The 21,846-nt window shown below is 50.8% G+C and carries 18 protein-coding genes and 1 pseudogene; 14 read left to right on the top strand and 5 right to left on the bottom strand.

The annotated features are described in order from the left end of the window. Positions 1-3 precede the first annotated feature (3 nt). From BIZ37_RS05225 to BIZ37_RS05200, 6 genes are all read left to right on the top strand, one after another. Entirely contained in the window at positions 4-453 is a 450-nt protein-coding gene (locus tag BIZ37_RS05225) for an ATP synthase subunit C (protein ID WP_107301534.1), read from the top strand. Between the two features lie 10 nt (positions 454-463). Beyond that, entirely contained in the window at positions 464-1,147 is a 684-nt protein-coding gene (locus BIZ37_RS05220; protein WP_107301533.1) for a hypothetical protein, read from the top strand. Between the two features lie 48 nt (positions 1,148-1,195). Next, positions 1,196-1,876 (top strand): DUF2764 family protein, encoded by a 681-nt coding sequence (locus BIZ37_RS05215; RefSeq protein ID WP_107301532.1) that lies wholly within the window; start codon positions 1,196-1,198, stop codon positions 1,874-1,876. 20 nt (positions 1,877-1,896) lie between these two features. Beyond that, positions 1,897-3,735: a V-type ATP synthase subunit A gene (locus tag BIZ37_RS05210; protein WP_187460589.1), complete on the top strand. Its 1,839-nt coding sequence runs from the start codon at positions 1,897-1,899 to the stop codon at positions 3,733-3,735. Positions 3,736-4,299: 564 nt separating this feature from the next. Continuing rightward, positions 4,300-5,610 (top strand): dicarboxylate/amino acid:cation symporter, encoded by a 1,311-nt coding sequence (locus BIZ37_RS05205; protein WP_107301530.1) that lies wholly within the window; start codon positions 4,300-4,302, stop codon positions 5,608-5,610. A 308-nt stretch (positions 5,611-5,918) separates the two neighbouring features. Beyond that, complete coding sequence (locus BIZ37_RS05200; RefSeq protein WP_107301529.1) at positions 5,919-6,770, top strand: hypothetical protein; 852 nt, start codon at positions 5,919-5,921, stop codon at positions 6,768-6,770. A 48-nt stretch (positions 6,771-6,818) separates the two neighbouring features. Here BIZ37_RS05200 and BIZ37_RS05195 read toward each other — a convergent pair whose 3' ends face one another. The 5 genes from BIZ37_RS05195 to hisD form a co-directional block, all read right to left on the bottom strand. Next, positions 6,819-8,192, bottom strand: a complete 1,374-nt coding sequence (locus BIZ37_RS05195; protein WP_107301528.1) for a YjiH family protein — start codon at positions 8,190-8,192, stop codon at positions 6,819-6,821. A gap of 208 nt (positions 8,193-8,400) precedes the next feature. After that, entirely contained in the window at positions 8,401-9,132 is a 732-nt protein-coding gene (locus tag BIZ37_RS05190; RefSeq protein WP_187460588.1) for an alpha/beta fold hydrolase, read from the bottom strand. Beyond that, positions 9,132-10,136, bottom strand: coding sequence for a cupin domain-containing protein (locus BIZ37_RS05185; protein WP_187460587.1), 1,005 nt, complete (start codon positions 10,134-10,136; stop codon positions 9,132-9,134). Before BIZ37_RS05185 ends, BIZ37_RS05190 begins: the two co-directional genes overlap by 1 nt. Positions 10,137-10,194: 58 nt before the next feature. Further along, the gene (locus tag BIZ37_RS05180; protein WP_187460586.1) at positions 10,195-10,929 is read right to left on the bottom strand and encodes an SDR family NAD(P)-dependent oxidoreductase; all 735 of its coding nucleotides are present in this window, start codon (positions 10,927-10,929) and stop codon (positions 10,195-10,197) included. Then, a complete protein-coding gene (hisD, locus tag BIZ37_RS05175) occupies positions 10,926-12,227 on the bottom strand; it encodes a histidinol dehydrogenase (protein ID WP_187460585.1) in 1,302 nt (433 codons plus the stop codon). The genes BIZ37_RS05180 and hisD overlap by 4 nt, the downstream gene beginning before the upstream one ends. Positions 12,228-12,589: 362 nt before the next feature. On the opposite strand from hisD, the gene BIZ37_RS05170 reads away from it, so the two are divergent. The 8 genes and pseudogenes from BIZ37_RS05170 to BIZ37_RS05135 all read left to right on the top strand — a co-directional run. After that, positions 12,590-13,330 (top strand): HpcH/HpaI aldolase/citrate lyase family protein, encoded by a 741-nt coding sequence (locus BIZ37_RS05170; protein WP_187460584.1) that lies wholly within the window; start codon positions 12,590-12,592, stop codon positions 13,328-13,330. Positions 13,331-13,395: 65 nt separating this feature from the next. Next, positions 13,396-14,355: a LacI family DNA-binding transcriptional regulator gene (locus tag BIZ37_RS05165; RefSeq protein ID WP_107301363.1), complete on the top strand. Its 960-nt coding sequence runs from the start codon at positions 13,396-13,398 to the stop codon at positions 14,353-14,355. A gap of 223 nt (positions 14,356-14,578) precedes the next feature. After that, complete coding sequence (locus BIZ37_RS05160) at positions 14,579-15,571, top strand: TRAP transporter substrate-binding protein (protein WP_187460583.1); 993 nt, start codon at positions 14,579-14,581, stop codon at positions 15,569-15,571. 25 nt (positions 15,572-15,596) lie between these two features. Further along, positions 15,597-16,100, top strand: coding sequence for a TRAP transporter small permease (locus BIZ37_RS05155; RefSeq protein ID WP_187460582.1), 504 nt, complete (start codon positions 15,597-15,599; stop codon positions 16,098-16,100). Then, positions 16,097-17,371: a TRAP transporter large permease gene (locus tag BIZ37_RS05150; protein WP_107301366.1), complete on the top strand. Its 1,275-nt coding sequence runs from the start codon at positions 16,097-16,099 to the stop codon at positions 17,369-17,371. Before BIZ37_RS05155 ends, BIZ37_RS05150 begins: the two co-directional genes overlap by 4 nt. A 335-nt stretch (positions 17,372-17,706) precedes the next feature. Further along, positions 17,707-18,681, top strand: a complete 975-nt coding sequence (locus tag BIZ37_RS05145; protein WP_187460581.1) for an ester cyclase — start codon at positions 17,707-17,709, stop codon at positions 18,679-18,681. Positions 18,682-18,766: 85 nt separating this feature from the next. Beyond that, a complete protein-coding gene (locus BIZ37_RS05140) occupies positions 18,767-19,762 on the top strand; it encodes an ester cyclase (protein WP_187460580.1) in 996 nt (331 codons plus the stop codon). Next, a pseudogene (locus tag BIZ37_RS05135) lies at positions 19,755-21,339 on the top strand (sodium/solute symporter); the annotation flags it as partial. The gene BIZ37_RS05140 and the pseudogene BIZ37_RS05135, both read left to right, overlap by 8 nt. Positions 21,340-21,846 lie beyond the last annotated feature (507 nt).

Here is a 21,846-nt window from a genome sequence, read left to right as displayed (position 1 = left end):
AACATGGAACAATTTGTTATTGCACTTGGTTGGTTGGGCGCGTTCGCTCCTGTTGCACTGGGTGCTATTGGTTCAGCTATCGGCTGTTCGGTAGCCGGTCAGGCAGCCTGTGGTGCCATGCTGGATGTTGAATCTGGCTACGGTAAATACATCGGCCTGTCTGCCATGCCTTCCTCTCAGGTTATCTACGGTATCGTGATTATGTTCACCCTTGCCGGGATCGGTGTTGATGCAGAAACGGCTGGCGGCCTGTTCGGTGTTGGCCTGATGACAGGTCTAGCACTTCTTTTCTCTGCTATCTACCAGGGACAGGCGGTATCGGCAGCCATCAACGCTTCGAAGAACAAGCCTGAAGTATTCGGTCTTTCTATTGCTCCAGCGGCAATCGTAGAAGGCTTCTCAGTATTTGCTTTCGTATTTGCGCTAGTGATGGGTGCCAACATCGGCGCATAAGGAACAGACCATGCCAGTAGAAAATCAAAACACCACGCCTGTCTCGGCAGGGATCAAGCAACTGGTCGACACCCTCCGCCAAGAAGGTGTGGATGCCGGTAAAGAAGCAGCAGATCAAATCATTGCCGAAGCGCGAGAAGAAGCCTCAACGATTGTTGCAGAAGCGCGTGATAAAGCCGGCCTAATCCTGGGCAATGCCCGTAAGGAAGCGGACTTTATCTCAACCGCAGGTAAACAAGCGTTTGAAATGGCTAACCGTAACGCCATTTTAGAGCTGAAAGCGTTCTTGCAAGATGAATTTGCCAAGCAAATCCAAGCTACCGTCGGTACCCAGTTAACAGACGAAAAGCTACTGCAGCAGATGATCCTCGAAGTCGCAGGCCGCAGCGCTATCAAATCCGATGAGCCTGTTGAAGTTATCTTGCCGACCCGTGTTGTGGGTGTGAATGATTTGAGTGCCAACCCTGAAGAGCTTAAGGAAGGTACCCTGATCCACTTCGCGGTGGCGCAAGCCGCTGAAATGCTGCGTGAAGGGGTCACTTTCAATGTCAATGAAGATAACAAGAACGCCGTTGTGTTCCGCTTGAAAGATAAAGATATCGAAGTGGCGCTGTCGGATGAAACCGTTACCCAGATGATGCTAAACCATCTCCAGCCACGTTTCCGCGCGTTGTTGGAAGGTATCGTCAAGTAATATAGAAGAGGCAGGCTTGCCCTGCCTCTCCTTTAACAAGGAACGTATATGTCTGATAAAGCATATCATAGCTTGTTGACGTCACTGCCGCATATCGATTCGCTGTTTAACAGTAAAATCACGCCGATCTCGCGTTACCAGTTGGAACGCCGATTGAGTGCACTCACCTTTGATGAGCGTAAGCACCTCAACATGATTGAGCAACTCATGCATTGGGATCGCACCAAGGATGATGCCGATGATGCCGAGCTGATCAAATTCGCCACCCGTGCGCGCAGTGAAGTCAAAAGCAAAGTACTTCGCGATCTGATTGATTGGCGCCTGGATATGCGAACGGTTGTTGCAGCCCTGCGCCGCAAAAAAGCTGGGGAAAAAGCACCTTCTGGCCCTCGCTGGAGTTTCGGTACGCGCTATGAGTTCATCCGCCGTAATTGGAATGTGCCCTACTTTAACTTGCAGTTCGCTTTTCCATGGCTGCCGGATGTTGCCCGGTACATGGAGCACGATCAAAGCCTCGAGCTTGAAAAAGCCTTATTAGAAGCGGTTTGGGAAGAACTTGATCGCATCAGTACCAAAGAGCGCTTTAGTTTCGAAGCTGTTGTTATTTATCTCTTGCGCTGGAATCTGGTATTCCGCTGGACCACCTACAACAGCGAGATTGCCATCGAGCGATTCGACCAACTGGTAGAAAATGCACTGGGCGAGTTCGCCAGTGATCTACCGCATTAATTTTGAAAACAGGTTGTTCAATGAGCACAGAATTAATCAATAAAACGCCGACAGCCCACGTTACGGCTGTCATTGGCGACACGCTGACCATTCGCCTCAACGATGGGGAAAAAGGTCAACTGGTAAAAAATGAAGTCGTTTATGTACTGCCAAGCCGCAAGCAGACCGATGGCCTTGATGAAATGCTAATGGCAGAAATCTTGCGTGTTCGCGGTGATTCCGCCGACATCCAGGTTTATGAAGACACCCGGGGTGTTGCTGTCGGTGACAGCATCATCCAAACCGGCGAAATGCTCAGCCTCGACTTGGGTCCGGGTATCTTGGCGCAAATCTATGATGGCCTGCAAAATCCACTAGAGCGTCTGGCACAGATCCACGGTAAATTCCTTAAACGCGGTGTGCAGGTTGATGCCCTAGATAAAGCAGAAACCTGGGCCTTTACTGCCGTTGCCAAGAAAGGTGACAAACTCCGTGCCGGTCAATCGCTTGGTACAGTACAAGAAGGCCGTTTTACCCACCAGATCATGGTGCCCTTCTATATTAAAGGTGAAGTCGAAGTTACCTGGATCCAAGAAGGTAACTTTACCGTTGATACCGTCGTTGCCCACATTACCGATAACCGAGGTAAAGAGCATAACCTGACCATGGTCCAGAAGTGGCCAGTCCGCCAGTCTATCGCCAACACCCTGACCAAAAACGGCGGAAAGACCCAGCGTAAATTCCCGAATGAGCCACTGGTTACAACAACCCGTACCATTGATACTTTCTTCCCGATTGCCCGTGGCGGAACTGGCTGTGTACCGGGGCCATTCGGCTCAGGGAAAACGGTTCTTCAGCACGGTATCTCCCGTTACTGTGATGCCGACATTGTTATCGTGGTTGCCTGTGGTGAGCGTGCTGGTGAAGTAGTTGAAACCATTGAAGAATTCCCTCACCTACCGGATCCTAAACACGGCGGTACCCTGATTGACCGTACCGTGATCATCTGTAATACCTCGTCCATGCCGGTTGCTGCCCGCGAGGCCTCTATTTATACCGGCCTGACCCTGGGCGAGTACTACCGCCAGATGGGCTATAACGTCTTGCTATTGGCTGACTCAACGTCTCGTTGGGCACAGGCAATGCGTGAAACGTCGAACCGCCTAGAAGAGATCCCTGGCGAAGAAGGTTTCCCAGCGTACATGGACTCGGCTATCAAGGGCGTTTACGAGCGCTGTGGCGTGGTTGACAACGAAAACGGCACTGACGGCTCACTGACGATGATCGGTTCGGTTTCCCCTGCCGGCGGTAACTTCGAAGAGCCGGTCACACAGTCGACCCTAGGTACCGTTAAGACCTTCCTTGGCCTGTCGTATGACCGCGCCTACAAGCGCTTCTACCCGGCAATTGACCCGTTGATTTCCTGGTCACGTTACCTCGACCAGCTTGAAGACTGGTATGCCGAAAACCTAGGTCCTGAATGGGTACCAACAGTCAAGGAAATGAAAGCACTGCTATCGACCGGTGACAGCATCGGCCAGATGATGCAGGTAACCGGTGAGGAAGGTATTTCGCTCGAAGACTACGTCGTTTACCAGAAAGCACTGTTCCTTGACATGGTTTACCTACAGCAAGATGCCTTCGACGAGGTCGATGCGTCATGTAGTTTTGAGCGCCAGCAATTCATCTTTGCCAAGGTGGTGAAAGTCATCCGCACTGAATATGACTTTGCTGATAAAGCCGAAGCACGTAAGTACTTTACGGCCATGACGCGTTACTTCCGTAACTTCCATTACGCCAAAGACAATACTGCCGAGTACCACGATTACGTTTCACGTATCGACATGCTATTGGAAGATACCGTAACCACGGCAGCATAAGCTTTAAAATCATAAGCTTATATATAGCAACCAGCATATCTGTTATCAGATGGTGCTGGTTTGCTATACCCCAGACTTCATACCCTAAAAACACATTCGGGATAAATATATATTCCAATACAACCCGACCAAACACCCCACCCAAATTTTGGCTAAATATTAGAATTAACCACTACCCGACAACCCTTTTCGCAGCGAATTTAACCTTCTCGTCACACCTAATCCTTTCTAGGCATTCAACCCCATGAAATCCTACAAAAGCGAATGTTAACAGTGGCTTTCCCTGACACCTAAAATCAGGTGTAAACTCGGCGAAACCTTAGCATATTTTCGCTCAAATCGATTTATCAGCACAAAAAACGGCCAAAAACTGCCGAGTGCGTTAAAATTCAGTTAATAAATATGTTTTCGGAATATCGTACTGTCTAAAAAAGTGTGATCTGAAACATATCTTTGATTATTGCACGGCATTTTACTTCGCTTTAACACGTGAAGTGCTGTTAACCTGCTCCGCGCTCTGGTGAAAGATTTTCAGAGTGAATAATTATAAGGAGTGTTTTATTCATGCAAGCACAAAAGAAAAAAATGTCCCTGACCGGCCGCGTTATCCTGGGTATGGTTCTGGGCATCTTGACAGGATTCATTATTCGTTCACTTTTTGCTGAATCATCTTTTGTCCACGAATATATTGTGAATGGCCTGTTCGAGGTTGGCGGTGCAATCTTCATCGCAAGCTTGAAGATGCTAGTCGTGCCATTGGTATTTGTCTCGCTGGTATGCGGTACAAGTACACTTAAAGACATCAGCACACTGGGCCGCCTAGGCGGTAAAACGTTGGCGTTCTACCTAACTACGACCGCAATTGCCATCACACTGGCACTGGTCATGGGTAACGTGTTCAAGCCAGGTGCAGGCGCAGACCTTTCTGCCGCAACCACTTTTGCTTCTAGAGAAGCGCCGTCACTGGGCCAGGTCATTATCGACATGTTCCCGACCAACCCAATCAGCTCGATGGCTAACGGTAACACGCTGCAAATCATCGTGTTCGCTATCCTGTTCGGTATTGCTATCAGTGCTGCGGGTAAGCCGGGCGAGCGTATTGCCGGTATCTTCGCTGATCTGAACGAAGTGATCATGAAGTTGGTTGCCCTGCTGATGAACATCGCCCCATTCGGTGTATTCTTCCTGATGGCAAAACTGTTCACAGGCCTAGGTCTTGATGCGATTTTCAACCTATTCGGTTACTTCCTGGTACTGACTTGTACCCTGCTGCTGCACGGTATCGTTGTTTACGGTTCACTGTTCAAGATCTTCACCGGTTTGAGCCCGAAACTGTTCCTGAAGAAGATGGAAGACGCGATCATGTTCGCTTTCTCAACGGCTTCTTCAAACGCGACTATTCCAGTCACCATGGAAACAGCGACCAAACGTCTTGGTGTTAAGAACCGTATCGCCTCATTCACTGTACCGCTAGGCGCAACCATCAACATGGATGGTACTGCGATTATGCAAGGCGTGGCGACGGCCTTCATTGCCCAGGCATTTAACATCGACCTGACCATGGGTGATTACCTAATGGTCATTGCAACGGCAACCCTGGCTTCGATCGGTACTGCTGGTGTACCAGGTGTGGGCCTAATCATGCTGGCAATGGTATTGAACCAGGTTGGCCTGCCAGTTGAAGGTATCGCTATTATCATGGGTGTTGACCGTCTGCTGGATATGATCCGTACTGCAGTTAACATCACGGGTGACAGCTGTGTAACCTGTATCGTTGCGAAATCTGAAGGTGAGATGGATATCGACCGCTTCAACGACCCGCATGCGGGTGAGAAAGAAGAAGAAGTCCACCTACACCCGATTTCAAACTCTTAAGCAACGGGTAACAATTTCCCCCTAATTCAAGGCTCCCAACAGGGAGCCTTTTTTATTACAAGTTGCTGACTATAGCTCTCCCCCTAAGCTTTTCAGGTACGGCTTCACCGGTATCAGCTTCTGCACCAAGATATGACATTCCTGCACCACCACTGCACCATTATCGACCTCGTCTTATAGACCCAGCGAACACACCAATATAAGCCATTGATAATTAAAGATTAAATATTTCCGTCATCTGAACCATCATGGAATAATGCTTGCAGCTTTACTAACCAGAACCGGACTCGTGTGTTTAGGGAGGCTGCATGCTCTACTTTATTCTTACCCTCTGCCTAGTCGGCATAGCGCTTGGTACCGTCATCATTCGCTCCCGCCAGCAACGCGATATACTGCAAAGCCGTTTTAACCAAATTATCGGCCTGCGCCAGCTCATCCACTTACTGCGTTTCCATCGCCGCCAGTCACACCAAGCCCTGAAAAGCGTTCCACCGCGTTCGGAGAGCCTTAGTGAATCTATTGCGATCAAGACCTTGATCCATAGCTTGATCAACCAGGCAGAAACCGCCAATAAACCGATGTACCGTATTCTCGACAAACAGCTGGGAACGATTTTGGATGAGTGGCCAAGATATTCTGTCCAGCGCAACCAATCCACCCATGGCAAAGCGATCCGCCATGTTCTCTATCTCATTGACGATACCCTAACCCAGTGCTTGATCACCTCAGAGAAAGAAGATTTATTCAAACACTACCAAGGTACGTGGCCTGTGATGCTCAATGCCATAGACAGCCTGAGCCGGTTCCGTTACGCGATTGAGAATTACAAGATGGGTAGTGATGTAATGGCTAGGGAGCTTGGGCTCCACGCCCAGATCCTCAAACGTAGAATGGCACAACTGCATTTACCGGATGATCCTGCCGTGCCGCCGCTCATCATTGATAATTTGTTTATCCAGTATGAAAATATCGATTTAAACGCCCACGATAAGGAATTGGTCAAATACCACCTCTACCAGTTCTCGCTGGAAGCGTCAGATACCTTGTTCCACTTATTTGATTTAGTGCTTAGCCATATCGGGGCAGAGCTGTCGATTAAGTTGCCGGAGTTGGCAGCAAGGGAAGATAAAAAGGTCGTGCAAATAATTGCCCGGTACTAAGACCGGGCAATGGGGAGAGGAGCAGTTTGTTTTTTCTAGCCTAGGGCTTTAGAAAATTAGGTGTGCAATCGCAACGATAATCGGCAGTGTCACTAGTGTACGCAGAACGAAGATTGCAACCAATTCAAGGAAGTTAATTGGCACCTTGCTGCTAAGGATAACCGAGCCTGTTTCTGACATGAAAATCAGCTGGGTAACAGATAGTGCTGCTACAACAAACTTGGTCAGCTCAGCGTTGATGCTAGAGGCTGCAATAATTGACGGTACATACATGTCGGTGAAACCTACCAGCATGGTCTGCGCTGCCGCTTGTGCCTCAGCCACGTTAAGTAGCTCTAGTAGTGGAACAAATGGAGCGCCAAGTAGCGAGAACAGAGGAGTCGTTTCAGCAACAACCAGGCCAAGTGTACCGATTGCCATCACCACTGGCAGGACACCAATCACCATATCCAGCGCGTTGTGGAAACCCTCTTTGGCTACCGAGCCAAGGCTTTTCACTTTATCAGCACGCTGCAGGGCTAGGTCCATACCAAAACTCATGGCTGACTGGCCTTCAGGTACCAGCTCGTCATCACGGTTAGGTGCAGTACCATCGATATAGACATCTTTTTTGTATGACAGTGGCGGCAGGAACTGAATCACCATGGCTGCAACTACGCCTGACAAACAAATCGCAGCATAGAAAGGCACGAAGTAATTCTGCAGGCCAACCTGGGTCAGTACCACCAGCGAGAAAGAAATACCAACCGGTGAGAACATGGTCGCAACAACAGCAGCTTCACGGGCTGTGTACTTTTTCTGCTCGTACTGCTTACTGGTCAAGATTACCCCAACCGTACCGTCACCCAACCAAGATGAAATACAGTCAATCGCAGCGCGGCCCGGTAACCTGAATACAGGACGCATGAACTTACTCAGCAAGGTACCTAGCAGCTCCAGCAGGCCGAAATTAAGCAGTAGCGGCAGTAGCAAACCGGCAAAGATGAAAGTGACAAACAAGGAAGGCAACAGATCATGCAACACCAAACCACCGGTATTTTCATTCCAGAACATTTCTGGGCCTACCTGGTGAAGTGCCGCCAAAGTAAATACTGCACCCAAGGTACGAATAACCAACCAAGTCGGACTCAGTAGGAAAAGGCGAGTTAGCAAAGGAGATTGAGTTACAAAAGTAGGCTTTGCCACACTTGCCAATACTGAAACAGCAGCAGACAAACAGATCACCGCCGTCACCAACGGCAGGATAGCGTCACCCAGCACAGCCTTGAAGCCTTTAGCCATAAGGGCTAACGGGAAGGTAAAGTCACCGTTGACGGTCAGCGGCGCCAAGAAGAAGAACAAGCCCAGTATCGATGGAATGGCGAACATCAGCACATTCCTGCTGGTCTTGTGGTTGTTTTGCGCTAAAAGGGTATCTGTCATTCTACTGCTTCCTGAATGATTACACTTTCAATAAAAGTGAATAATTTCTCAATAGCGCGATTATATCGATATATCTTTCAGAGACAAGCCCAAACAGCAAAAAAAATCACATTTAGAGAATATAAATTCACACTTAATACTAAAAAAAGCCCGCTAAGATAGCGGGCCGAATAGGAACTAGCAAACAAACACTAACAATGAAAATCAATTACCCGGTTTCTCCGCCTCGCTGCCAATTAGCCTCTATCCAGTGGCTAATGTGCTGCGCCACATCATGCGGGCGCTCCATCGTGGCTAAATGGCCGCAATCATTGAGTATGTGCAAGCTTACTTGCGGGATATGCTCTGCCATTTTCAAGTGGTTCGACACCGGACATAAGGCATCGTCCCTGCCGCAGATGACCAAACTCGGCACCCGGATATCCGCCAGCATAGGTCTGGCATCTGGCCGGGTTGCCAATGCCTTGGCATGGGCGATGAAAGCTTCGATACCGATGTTGTCGGCCATACCGCATATCGAGTCAGTCAAGGTTACATCCGCCATACGGCTTGGATGGATAAGGACAGGGAGCAAAACCTCTCGCGTAATGGCAGAAAATTCACCGGCTATTGCACGGTCCACCAATGCATCGCGTTTCTCGGTTACGGCAGGCATCTCGTCGGCGGCGTTGGTATCAATCAACACCAACCCCTTTACCCTTTCCGGCGCCTGACGATAGACTTCGAAAGCCAGTATCCCTCCCATCGACAAGCCACCGAGGATGAAGCTCTCCGGTGCCTCTTCCAATACCTTGTTGGCGAGCGCCTGCATAGAATCGACCACATCCAGGCTGGCACACTCGGGAGCGACCTGCTTCGGCAAAAGAGCATTGACCGGCTCAAAAAGTTGCTGGTCGCACAGCAAACCGGGTAACCACAATAGCGGGAGGGATTGGTTCATCACAATACCTCTGGCTTTTCTGGTTGGTCACTACCAAGAATGCAGTAGGTAAAACTTTCGCCGCGGACATTGGCAAGGCTGATTGCTGCACCAACAGGGACATTGAGGACATCACCGGTGGTCAACAATACTGTGGCTGACTCCCCCTGATGGCTGATTTCTACCTCGGTATCACCGCTGAAGTTAATCAGTACCTGCTTCTCCTTGCGGGTATGCATAGGTAGCTTGGCCTGATTTTCCAGCTTATAAGCCTGAATACTGACATCGTCATGGCTTTTGACCTGATAGTCGTAGTTAGCAAGAGGACTGCCGGTCAGGGCAAATTGTTGATACTCCACGCCGGCAAAATCATTCGCCACAGGGCGGTAGTCCTTCTGCAGGGCTACAAACGGCATCATCTGCTCTGTGGTATAGGTGTCAAACTGCTGCATTTGCTGTTCGGTCAGCAATGGCATCAATTCATCTTCGGTCGGGACCTCATCACCTGCCTGGGTATCTGCTAGGCTACCATCAGCGCGTAGGTATAAACCGTGGCCCTGGCTATTCTTGATGACTTGGGGATGCCAAATGACACCGCCGCCCGAATCATCCCCGCCCAGCACGGAATACATAAAGCCATAATCGCGGCCGACAACTTCAAAGCCGCGGAACAGGTTGGTCGGGATAGAAATCACATCGCCTTTGGACAATACCGCATCATGCTCGCCATCATTGCCCCAGTAGAGGCGGAACTGGCCCTTGAACACCACAAACAATTCAGCCGTGCGGTGGGAATGAAGGGAGTTTTTGATCCCCGGCGGCTGGCCTGCTGCTCCAATATTGAAGCCAGCGGTATCTCGGATATGCACGTGCTGGCGGCTGCTTTCGGCTACACCGGCCCCAATAATACAAAAATTATCTTTCAGGTGGCTGCCCGGCGTGCGCGCATCGATAAACGCACTGGTACCCGGGATCAATTCCATGTAACGGACAAGTTGTTGATTAATTTCTTGTTGTAAGTTCATTTTCCATATCCTTTTGGTAACAGAGAGGATAGCTTGCAATTGAGCACCCGCTCCCACGCTAGGCTCCCAGCGGGCGGCCACCATCTACCGCCAGTGTCGTACCGGTAGAAAACGTCATTTGCTCGGCAGCCACGACAACGGCTTTTGCCACTTCCTCTGCATTGGCCAGCCTTTTCAGCGGTGTTGATTGCTCTTGCTGGTCACGCCACTCACTATCCAGCCCTTTGACAAACTCGGTATCGACCAAGCCCGGTGCAACCGCAAGTACGCGAATATCGGGGGCCAAAGCCCGTGCCAGTGAACGGGTCATGTTTTCAACAGCAGCCTTGCTGGCACAGTAGGCAATATTGCTGCCCATCGCCGTCTGCGCGGCTATAGAGGTAATATTGACCACACAACCGTTCTTGCCTTCCAGCAAAGGGCGCATGGCGCGGACCATGGCAAACGGGGCTCGGACATTGACTTCGAAGATCTGGTCGATAAGCTCGTCTGTCAACGAGACCAAATCATCGTGGGCCACATACTGCGTAGTCCCGGCACAGTTGACCAGCAGATCCAGCCCCTGCCCGTCAGCCGCCAGTTGGTCAGCCAAAGATTGAATGCTTTGGCTATCGGACACATCGAGTTTGCAACTACGATGCCCCTGACCTGCCATGCCGGCAAGCACCTGGTTGGCCGCCTCGGCATTGGCATTGAAGGTAAGGATAACTTGGTAACCTGATTGGGCGAGGTGCTGGCTGATGGCGGCCCCCAGGCCGCCACTCCCACCCGTTACCAGAGCGAGTTTGCTCATGACAACGCGCCCTCCTCGTCCAGTTTCTTGTATCGGCGGACACGGATATCTGCTTGCTCTTTATGGCCGGCAAAACCTTCCAGTGCACATAGACGCGAGCAGTATTCACCGACTTTCAGCGAAGCCTCTGCCGTTACGCGCTGGTAGGTACAGGTCTTGATGAACTTACCAACCCATAGGCCGCCGGTATAACGAGCCGCTTTCTTGGTCGGAAGGGTATGGTTGGTACCGATACACTTGTCACCGTAGGAAACATTGGTTTCACGTCCCAGGAACAGCGCACCGTAGTTAGTCATATTCTCAAGGAAGTACTGTGGGTCGCGGGTCATTACCTGGACGTGCTCGGAAGCAATATCATCAGCAACTTCCACCATTTCTTCGTAGCTGTCACAGACAATCACCTGGCCGTAATCATCCCACGCCTTACCAGCCACTTCCGCTGTCGGCAAGATTGTCAGCTGACGCTCGATCTCTTTGATGGTCTCAATGGCAAACTGCTCTGAGTTTGTCAAAAGGACCGCAGGAGAGTTGTAGCCGTGCTCAGCTTGGCCTAGTAGATCAGCGGCAGCCAGTTCAGGGTCACAACCTTGCTCATCTGCAATAACCAATGTTTCGGTTGGACCTGCAAACAAGTCGATACCCACTCGGCCAAACAGTTGGCGCTTAGCTTCGGCAACAAAGGCGTTACCAGGGCCGACAATCATATCAACAGGCAGGATTGATTCGGTTCCCAAGGCCATTGCACCAACGGCCTGAACACCACCAAAGCAATAGATTTCATCGGCTCCGGCCATCGCCATTGCGGCTACAATGGCAGGGTTCGGCTCACCGTTGAATGGAGGAGCACAGGCAATAACACGTTTAACACCGGCAACTTTGGCAGTCAGGACACTCATGTGTGCAGAAGCAACCAGCGGGTACTTACCGCCAGGGATGTAACAGCCAACACTGTTTACCGGTACGTTCTTGTGGCCCAGCACAACACCCGGCAGCGTTTCGACTTCAACATCTTTCATTGAATCACGCTGGATCTGGGCAAAGTTGCGGACCTGCTCTTGGGCAAACTCGATATCATGGCGCGTCGCATCGTCCAGGCTATCGATACAGGCCTGGATTTGCTCCTCTGACAGGCGGAACTGGGCTGGTGACCAGTTATCAAATTTTTCCGATAACTCACGCACAGCGCTGTCGCCACGCTGTTGGATATCCCCAAGGATCCCCTCAACGATACCGCGTACCTTTGCGTCATTGGATGCTGAAACTTCTTCTGTGATGCCTTCTTTCAGAAAACGAGCCATGTATGTTTCTCCTTGCTTCAGTTTTGATTACGTATGCATTGTTATGAAAAATTTTTTTATCGTTCTGACTTTATTCCAGCTGGTTGGATAGGACTAAACAACCAAATGACTACGAATGCAAAATACATTAAACAAAAAATTTACAACAAGCAAACAAAAACATCACCAAACCAAAGATATTTTTTATCCTACTGATTTAACTGAATTTAAGTTAATCACTCCAGATCGTAGGCAGTTATAACCAGCGCTATTGACCCGATTAAGTCGATGTTTTCACCTCACCATTGTTGCCAAAAAGTTAATTTAAGGATATTTATCTTGCATACCTTTCCAATACAAAAACCAAGTAACAAGGAACCGTTATGCGCTTTTCATCACAACTTCAACAACCCGTACAACTTGGGACTTTCGTTAAAACCCCGCATCCCCATATCATTGAAGTATTAGCTCTAGCCGAGCTGGATTTCCTGATCTTGGATGCCGAGCATTCGCCTTATGACAGGGCTTCCTTGGATCTCTGCATCATGACCGCACGGTTATCAGGACTACCGGCACTTGTCAGGATCCCGGATGCGGCACCGTCAACCATACTCAATGCCCTGGACTGCGGGGCAACAGGTATCCAGGTGCCCCATGTATGCTCTGCCAGCCAAGCCGAGGAAATCGTCAAGCGCAGCCACTACGGTGAAAATGGTCGTGGCTATGCCGGCTCAACCCGTGCAGCCAACTATGCGACCAAGCCGATGGCCGAACACCTTGCTACGAGTAAAACAGCCACCACTGTTGTTGCCCAGATAGAGGACCCTGAAGGTGTCGATAATGTCGATGCTATTGCAGCCGTCGAGGGTATCGATGCCTTGTTCATCGGCCAGGTCGACCTTGCCGTAGCCTATGGGGCTCCCTCGGTTCAAGCCGATGTGGTAAGGGACGCCAGTTTGAAAGTCATTGAGGCCGCCAAGCGAAACAACAAACCGGTAGGCATGTTCGTCGCTGATGCCAGTCAAATTTCTGCTTGGAAAGAGGCCGGGGTCTCTTTCTTTGGCCTGGCGTCTGAGCATAAAATGATTATTGATGGATTTAACCGACAGCGCGCCGCCTTGTAAGGCGCGAAGTTTACACTAAGGAGGTCGTTATCAAGGCCAAAGTCACCTCGGTCGATGTTGCCAAAATGCTGGGCGTTTCCCAATCTACGGTATCAAGGGCATTCAACCCCAAGGCCAGTATTAGCGAAAAGAAACGCCAGATGGTGCTCGATGCGGCAAACAAGCTGGGTTATACACCCAATGCCATCGCAAGAAGCCTGATCTCCAATCGTTCCGGGTTGGTTGCCATCGCCCTCGATAGCGAGAGCAACCCGATGTACGATTTGCAGACCCGCAAATTGGCCAGTGCCATCCAAAAACGCGGCGGGCAGGTTGTACTCTGCCCGATCGACAAGGATGATCTGGATTTGGCCATTTCCCGTGCCATCGAATATCAGGTCGATGGCCTGATCATTGCCACCAGCCGCCTGACAAGCCGGGCATTTGCCCAGTGTGAAAAATTCGGCGTCCATTTGTGCCTGATCAACCGCTACATAGAAGGGGTAACCGCCAACAGTGTTGGCTTGGACAACCTCCATGCCGGTATCCAGGCTGCCGATTACCTACACGGCAAAGGGTTCGAGCGGATGATATACATCAGCGGTGATGCAGGGTCGATGACCAGTGAGGAACGCTGGAAGGGATTCTCCAAGCGGCTAAGTGAGCTTGGCCTACCGGCCCCCGATTACATCCAGTGCCAGTATAACTTCGAGTCAGGCCTCGCCGCAGCCAGCGAGATCCTTGCCAAGCCCCACCAGCCCCAAGCTATCTTCTGCGCCAACGATATCCTCGCCCTCGGGGTAATTGACGGCCTTCGCCAGGCTGGTAAGGCAGTCCCTGGGGACTATGCCGTAATGGGAGTCGACGACATCCCGATGGCAAGTTGGCCGGGCTATAGCCTGACAACCATCGCCCAGCCGCTGGATCAGATCACCCAACTTGCCGTCGATGATTTGCTCTCGCGTATCCAGCAAGAGCAAGAAGCGAGCGGCGAGTACCTGATGCGCCAGGGTGTGGTCATCGAACGAAGCAGTACCCTAGCCTAAGCCCCTTGCTAAACCCTACCCAAACCAGCGTGTCATGCGCTGGTTTTTCTTTGCCTCAGCAAAAGCCACATCACACCTCGCTACATTTATGTTAAATAAATGTTGACTTTAATTGCCTATGATTTATTTTTGGATTCGTATGCAAAAAGATAACAATTATTCAACACAACCAACCCTACTAATGAACTACTGTGATGCATAACAGTATTCAAAGGAGATAAAAATGCGTAAGTTTGTCTCGATCGTCTGCTCAACAATCCTTTTCTCAACCACTTTGACTGCGAATGCAAGCACGGTCATCCGTCTCGGCCATGACAGCCAAGAAACCTCCCCGGTTCACCAGTCCATGGTCTATTTCGAACAAGAACTCGAGCGCCGCTCCAACGGGGAAATCGAGGTAGAGATATACCCTGCAAGACAATTGGGTGATGTGAGGGAAACCACCGAGATGGTTCAGCAAGGCAACCTCCAGATGACATTCGGCGCATCCATCCTATTGGCTCCTTTTGTCCCAGAATTCAACGTGCTTGATGTGTTCTACCTGTTCCGCGATGCCGATCACGCCCACAAGGCACTCGACAGCGATGAAATCGGTGGTCAGTTACTAGGTGCTATGGAGAGCAAGGGTTTCCACGGCCTTGGCTTTATGGAGGTCGGCTTCCGCAGTATCACCAACAGCCGCAAACCAATTGAAACCGTTGACGACCTCAAGGGGCTGAAAATCCGTGCGGCTTCCAACCCGACCCAAATCAGCGCCTGGCGCTCTATCGGTACGGCCCCAACCCCTCTGTCGTGGGGTGAAATCTTCACTTCGCTTCAGCAGGGCCTGATCAATGCCCAGGAAAGTGGCCTTTACTCCATTTATGCAGAGCGCTTCTACGAAGCCCAGTCTTACCTGTCACTGACCAACCACATGTATACCAACTACGTGTTGTTTATGAACAAGCCGTTCTGGGAGTCCCTAAGCGCAGATCAGCAGAGCCTAATCAATGAGGTCACCGTCGAAGCCATTGCCAAGCAACGCAAACTTGCTGCCGAACTGAACAGCAACGTTATTACCCAGCTAGAGGAAAAAGGGATGGCAGTCAATGAGGTACCCCAGGCTGTGCGTGATCAGATGAAAACCCGGATGAATGCGGCTATCTATGACTCACTGCGTGAGCGCACAGGCGAACAGCTATTTGACCAAGTTATCTCTGCAGTCGAAGCCCTGTAACCACCAGCTTTGAGGGAAGGATCCTATGCCGTTAGTCCGTTGGTTGGACAAGCACTTCGAACCCACGCTGATCATTACTGCGATCAGCCTGATGACCGGATTGCTCTGTCTACAAATTGTGTTGCGTCTGTTTGACGCAACCATTCCCTGGGCCGAAGAGCTGGCCCGTTACCTGTTCGTTTGGGCGATGTACCTCAGTATCAGCTACTGCATCAAGGATGACCGCCATATTCGGATCCGGGTTTTGGTCGACTTACTGCCCAAGCGGGGCCGTGAAGTGGTGTTGGTTATCGCCGACCTGATCTTCATGGCATTTTCGATGTCCGTCGCATGGTTTGGCTACCAGGTCGTTATGCGGAGCCTGGCACTGGGACAGATAGCCCCGGCGCTGGAAATCCCGATTGCCGTACTCTACTGCTCCGTCTTGGTGGGTAGTGTACTGAATATAATCAGGCTTTCATCGAGCATCTGGCGGCGTGTCGCCTTGATACGCGGTACCCGGGAGTCTTACCAGGAGGTTCAAGGATGACATCAGCGTTGTTGTTTGGGTCATTTGGCCTGTTGTTAATGATTGGTGTGCCAGTCGGCATAGCACTGGCCGGTGCCAGTATGATCGCCATATTGAGCCTGCCCTTCCTCAATATCGAATTTCTGGTACAGGGTCTCGCGACCGGACTCGATTCCTTCCCGCTGCTGGCCGTGGTGCTATTTACCCTCGCCGGTAACTTGATGAGCCAGGGCGGTATTTCCAATCGCTTGCTGCATGTTGCCGAGACATTCTTCGGTCACTTTACCGGTGGTCTCGGTATTGTTGCTATCGTAGCCTGTATGTTCTTTGCCTCAATCTCGGGCACTGGATCGGCCACGGTGGCGGCAATCGGCCTGACAATGATCCCGAGTATGGTCAAAAAAGGCTATGACCGCAGTTTTGCCGGTTCGCTTATTGCCTGCTCTGGCGGCATAGGGGTGATCATCCCCCCGAGTGTTGTGATGATTGTCTATGCCATCACAGCTGAAGTCTCGGTAACCTCTATGTTTATGGCAGGTATTGTGCCGGGTATTGTGGTCGGTGTCGTCCTTATTGCCTATTGCGTTATAGTCTCCAAGCTCAAGGGCTACTCTGGCAATGAGAAAAAATACTCATGGCAAGAACGATGGCAGGCGATCAAGGACGCGATTTGGGCGATGCTGTTGCCGGTGATAATACTCGGTGGGATCTACTCGGGGATCTTTACCCCTACGGAATCTGCCGCTATCGGGGTTGCCTACGGCATGTTCTTCGGCGTATTTGTCTACAAGGAGCTCGATGCCAAGAAAATCCGCAAGATTATCCTTGAGTCCTCGTTGTTGGTCGGTGCCGTGCTGGTCATCGTGGGGGCTTCCGTAACCTTCGGCCGGATCCTGACGCTTGAAAGACTACCGACCGAAATAGCCCAGTTCATCTTGTCCCTGACCGAAAACAAGATAGCCATCCTGCTGGCCATTAATTTATTGTTACTGGTTGTGGGGACATTCATGGAAACTCTGGCCGCCATAGTCATCTTGACGCCAATCTTGCTGCCGATAGTAACAGCACTGGGTATGCACCCAGTTCACTTCGGTATTGTTATGATCGTCAACCTGGCAATAGGCTTTGTCACCCCGCCGCTCGGGGCCAATCTATTTATGGCAAGCCAAGTCGGCAAAATCCCGATAGAGCAGCTCTCCCGTGCCATTTTGGGCTGGATAGGCGCGATGATTGTCGCACTGGCACTTATAACGTTTATTCCCTCCCTCTCGCTCGCACTACCGGGCTTGTAATAAACCATACTGCAAGGGGGCATTCGCCCCCTTCTTTTTGTTGCCGTATACCTGAAAGGCAGCATTTTCATCCAACAACTATCTACCCCTGCCATATATCCAGCATTTTAGCCACCATCCCGCCTTAGCACTCCTTTGCACGGAATATTAAATTACTCACTTATGCAATCACTTTTCAGGATAAAAAAACACCACTTGTTAAAAATCTGATCCGCGCCACGCATTTTCAATTGTTCCAAAAACAGTTTGTTGACATATCTGCAACATCCGCTAGTTTGAATACGTAACCAAAAACATAACAACTTATTAACTTGTCAGACTGATAGGAGGTATTTATGGCCATGGCCGGCTTTGATCCAAGATGGCGTGATTTTCCAGATTACATTCTTGGTATTACCAAGGAGATTTGGGAAGACCGGGGGTTGCATACCCTCCACCACTACTACTCACCCGATATTATCGTCCGCACCCCGAGCGGTATCTCAACCGGTAATGAAGGTGTCATCAGCGCTACCATGGCGACACTGGCAGAGTTCCCTGATCGTACCCTCTTCGGAGAAGACGTGATTTGGAGCGGCAGTCCAGAACAAGGCATGCTTTCCTCTCACCGTATTACTTCGACAGCTTCCCACCTAGGTGACGGGGTTTACGGCAAGGCCAGCGGTACCAAACTCCGTTACCGCATCATTGCCGATTGCCATGCTATTAACAACCAAATCAATGACGAGTGGCTGATCCGCGACCAAGGCGACATCGCCAAGCAACTGGGGCTGAGTGCGGAAGAATACGCCCGCCAGTTAATCGAACGTGAAGGTGGGGTTGAAAAGAGCCCATTCCCGTTCACCCCGGCTCAAGATATCGAAGGTCCCTATCTTGGAATTGGTAATGACAATGAATGGGGAAGCCGGTTCGAAGATACCCTGCGCAAATTGATGAATGCTGAGTTCTCAACCGTTACCAAAGATTATGACCGCGCCTGTATGGCGGAATACCCTGGCGGCAACTCAGCCCTTTCCCACCATGAAGTTGACCAGTTCTGGATGCAGCTACGTTCAGCCTTTCCCAATGCCAAATTTACCGTCCACCACCGCATTGGCCGCGAAGATCCAATGATGGCGCCGCGTGCTGCTATCCGTTGGTCGCTGCAAGGCAAACATGAAGGCTATGGTGCTTTTGGCAAACCTACCGGTGCCGATGTGTATGTGATGGGGATAAGCCATGCCGAGTTTGGCCCGTGGGGCCTGCGCCGCGAATTCACGCTATACGACCAGACAGCGGTATGGAAACAAATCCTATTGCAACAGGGATAAACCGCTACTCAGCCTTTTAAATCCATATCAAAAAGACAACAAGGGCCAATAAGCCCGCCCAGACTCAACACTGTAAGGATGCAAAATGTCACTGAATATCATCGAGAAGTTCTACCAAAATTACTTCACTGCCAGCCAGTCCGAGCAAGCAGAGGTTGCCAGCAATGCCCTTAATGCCGATGTTAAATGGTGTGTTGCTCACCCTGTCAATGACCTAAACGGGCCACAGGCTGCCGACGAAGCGTTTCTTGCCCCGCTCAAGCATGCCCTGCCCGATGCGGAGCGTCGCCCGTTGATTGTGATGGATGGTGAGTATGAAGGACGTACTTGGTACAACTCGACCGGTTATTTTGTCGGGACATTCGAAAACAGCCTGTTTGGCATTCCGGCCACTGGGAAAACCCTTTACCTTCGCTATACCGAGATGGTCTGCGTTGAGAACGGCCAGATCACCGAGTCTTACCTTATCCCAGACTTTATCGATGCAATGAACCAGGCCCGTGTCAATCCGATGCGCCGCAGCCTTGGACACGATGGATTGGTCATGGCACCGGCCACCGCCGATGGTTTCAACCGCGGTGAAGTGTGTCCCGAGCGCAGCGAAAAAAGCAAGCAACTGGTCGAGGATATGCTGGGATGCCTTGGCCGCTTCGATGGCAAAGATCTCTACTCGATGGATCTGGAAAACTACTGGCACAGTGACTTCATGTGGTACGGCCCGGCAGCTATCGGTACAACGCGGGGAATAAAAGGTTTCCGCAACCATCACCAAGCCCCGTTTGTTTTCGCCTTCCCGGACCGCAGCGTCGACATCGAGCTGAATATTTTGGCCCAAAATGACTACGTAAGCACAGGCGGTTGGCCTCACATGCACGGCACCCACACCGGACATAGCGGCTGGCTGGGATTAGCCCCGACCGGCAAGCATATTGAGCTTAGGGTCATGGATATCTGGCGCCGTGACGGTGAACTGCTCAAGGAAAACTGGGTTGCTATCGATATTGCCCACATTATGTTGCAGCTGGGCTATGACCTGTTCGGGCAGATGAAAGAGCAACTAGAGGGCCCTGCTTATGCATGAATTCGGACTATTAAACTGGACCATTCTCGGTGGTTACATTGTTCTCACCCTGATCCTGGGTGCCGTCATCGGTAAAAAAGTCACCTCGGCAAAGCAGTTCGCCCTCGGTGACAAAAATATCCCTTGGTGGGCAATTGGTATCTCGGTCGTCAGTACCTATGTCAGTGCGATGTCGTTCCTCGGTGGTCCGGCATGGTCATACACCGAAGGGTTGTCGGTCATTGCCATCCACCTCAACTACCCGCTGGTGATCTTCTTCATCGTGTCGGTGTTTATGCCGTTCTTCTACAACAATGGCCTCACGTCGATCTACGAATACCAGGAGCGCCGCTTCGGCAAAGCGTCCCGCTTGACACTATCGGTTATCTTCCTGATGAAGCAGGCACTGAGTTCGGCGGCTGTACTTTATGCAACCGCTATGATCCTGGAATTCATCACCGGTATCGATGTGGTCTACTGCATCATGATTGTTACTGCCATCGCGCTGGTATACACCGTCATGGGGGGGATTGCCGCGGTTATCTGGACTGACGTTATCCAGGCCTTCATCCTGTTTATCGGGGCCTTCATTATCATCGAAGCGGTGTGGAACGGCATGCCGGCTCCTATGACCGAAGTGCTTGCCGATCTCAAGGCCCAGGGCATGACCGACGCGCTCAAGACCAATATGGATCTCAGCCAGGTCACCACCGTTTGGGCTGGTGTGATAGCCATGACCATGTTCCACACTACTGTTTACGGCGGTAACCAGATGATGGTCCAGCGTTGTATGGCAGCAAAAAGCATGGGTGATGCCAAGAAATCTATGCTGATGATGGGCTATGTCGCCTTCTTCATCTACTTCTTGTTTATCGTACTGGGTGTGCTGTTCAACGCTTACTACGAAGGCAAGCCTTTTGAAAACGGCAATACCATTATCCTGCAATATGCCAGTGAATATGGTGTTCCGGGCTTGATGGGTATCATTGCCGCCGCCATCTTGGCTGCCAGTATGTCGAGCCTCGACTCGGCGTTCAACTCGATGGCGACAGTATCGGTTGCCGACTTCTACAAGCGCTTTTACAAGCAAAACGAATCAGAAGAACACTACCTCAAAGTATCTCGCTTCTTCACTGTGACTTGGGCCCTGTTGGTTATCATCCCTGCCTTGATGTTTGCCACCAGCACAGGTTCGGTCCTTGAGGTACTGAGTAAAGCCGGTTCGTACTTTGTTGGTGCCAGCTTCTGTATGTTTGTCCTAGGCTTCTACTCCAAGCACATTACCGAAAAAGGCCTATTAATCGGTGTCGCAGCCAGCTTCCTGGCTATCTGGTATGTTGCCGTTGCTACCGATATTTCATGGCCTTGGTACTGTGTGATCGGTGTTGTGGTCAACAGTGTGGTGGCTTGGGTTGCCAGCCTTGCACTAACTGGCAAGCAAACCGAGATGCACCGCTACACCGTCAAGGGCCAGCAGGATGAGTACCAACGCCTGAACAAGCCAACCATGGACAATGGCTGGTATCTGGTACCGGGTAAAGTCGATAAAGCAAGCTATGGCCTGCTTGTGATGTTCGTCGTCTCGCTTGCCTTCTTGTACCTGTTTAATGCCCTTATCGACAACAGCAATGCGCTGGTTATCTTTGGCTATGCCTGTGCCTATGTCTTCGGTGGTAGCATGGCATTGTCACTTATGGCATTGAGGTACCGCTCGTTTATCGGCAAGAGCTATGTGGTGGGTACTGCCAGCACCATGACCCTGATGCTTGTGATGCTGTCGCTGTTTGATATCTCGGGCTTCTGGTTCTTTGCCGCAGGCTTGCTACTCAGCCCAGCCTCGGTATGGGCTGCCCAGAAAATGTCGTCAGCACCGGTTACAGAAACCGAAGATGACGTCAGGGAGTCGAAAACAGCCTCTGCCACTTCACGCTAGCGCAAGGCGGCCCAGCAGGGTCGCTTTTGCAATCAATATACAGTCATGCAAGTAATAAAAAACCCAGCCAATTGGCTTAATGCCGATCGTTTAAGGCACTTGAACGATCCTAATATTGCGTAATAATCCCTACCAGCTTTTGTTGGTAGGGATTTTTTATATGTTGGTTAAT

Origin of the sequence: Photobacterium sp. BZF1 (assembly GCF_014349205.1) — a bacterium.
Lineage (GTDB): Bacteria > Pseudomonadota > Gammaproteobacteria > Enterobacterales > Vibrionaceae > Photobacterium.
Note: the sequence above shows the minus strand (reverse complement) of the source record. Positions and strands in the feature narration are given on the sequence as shown.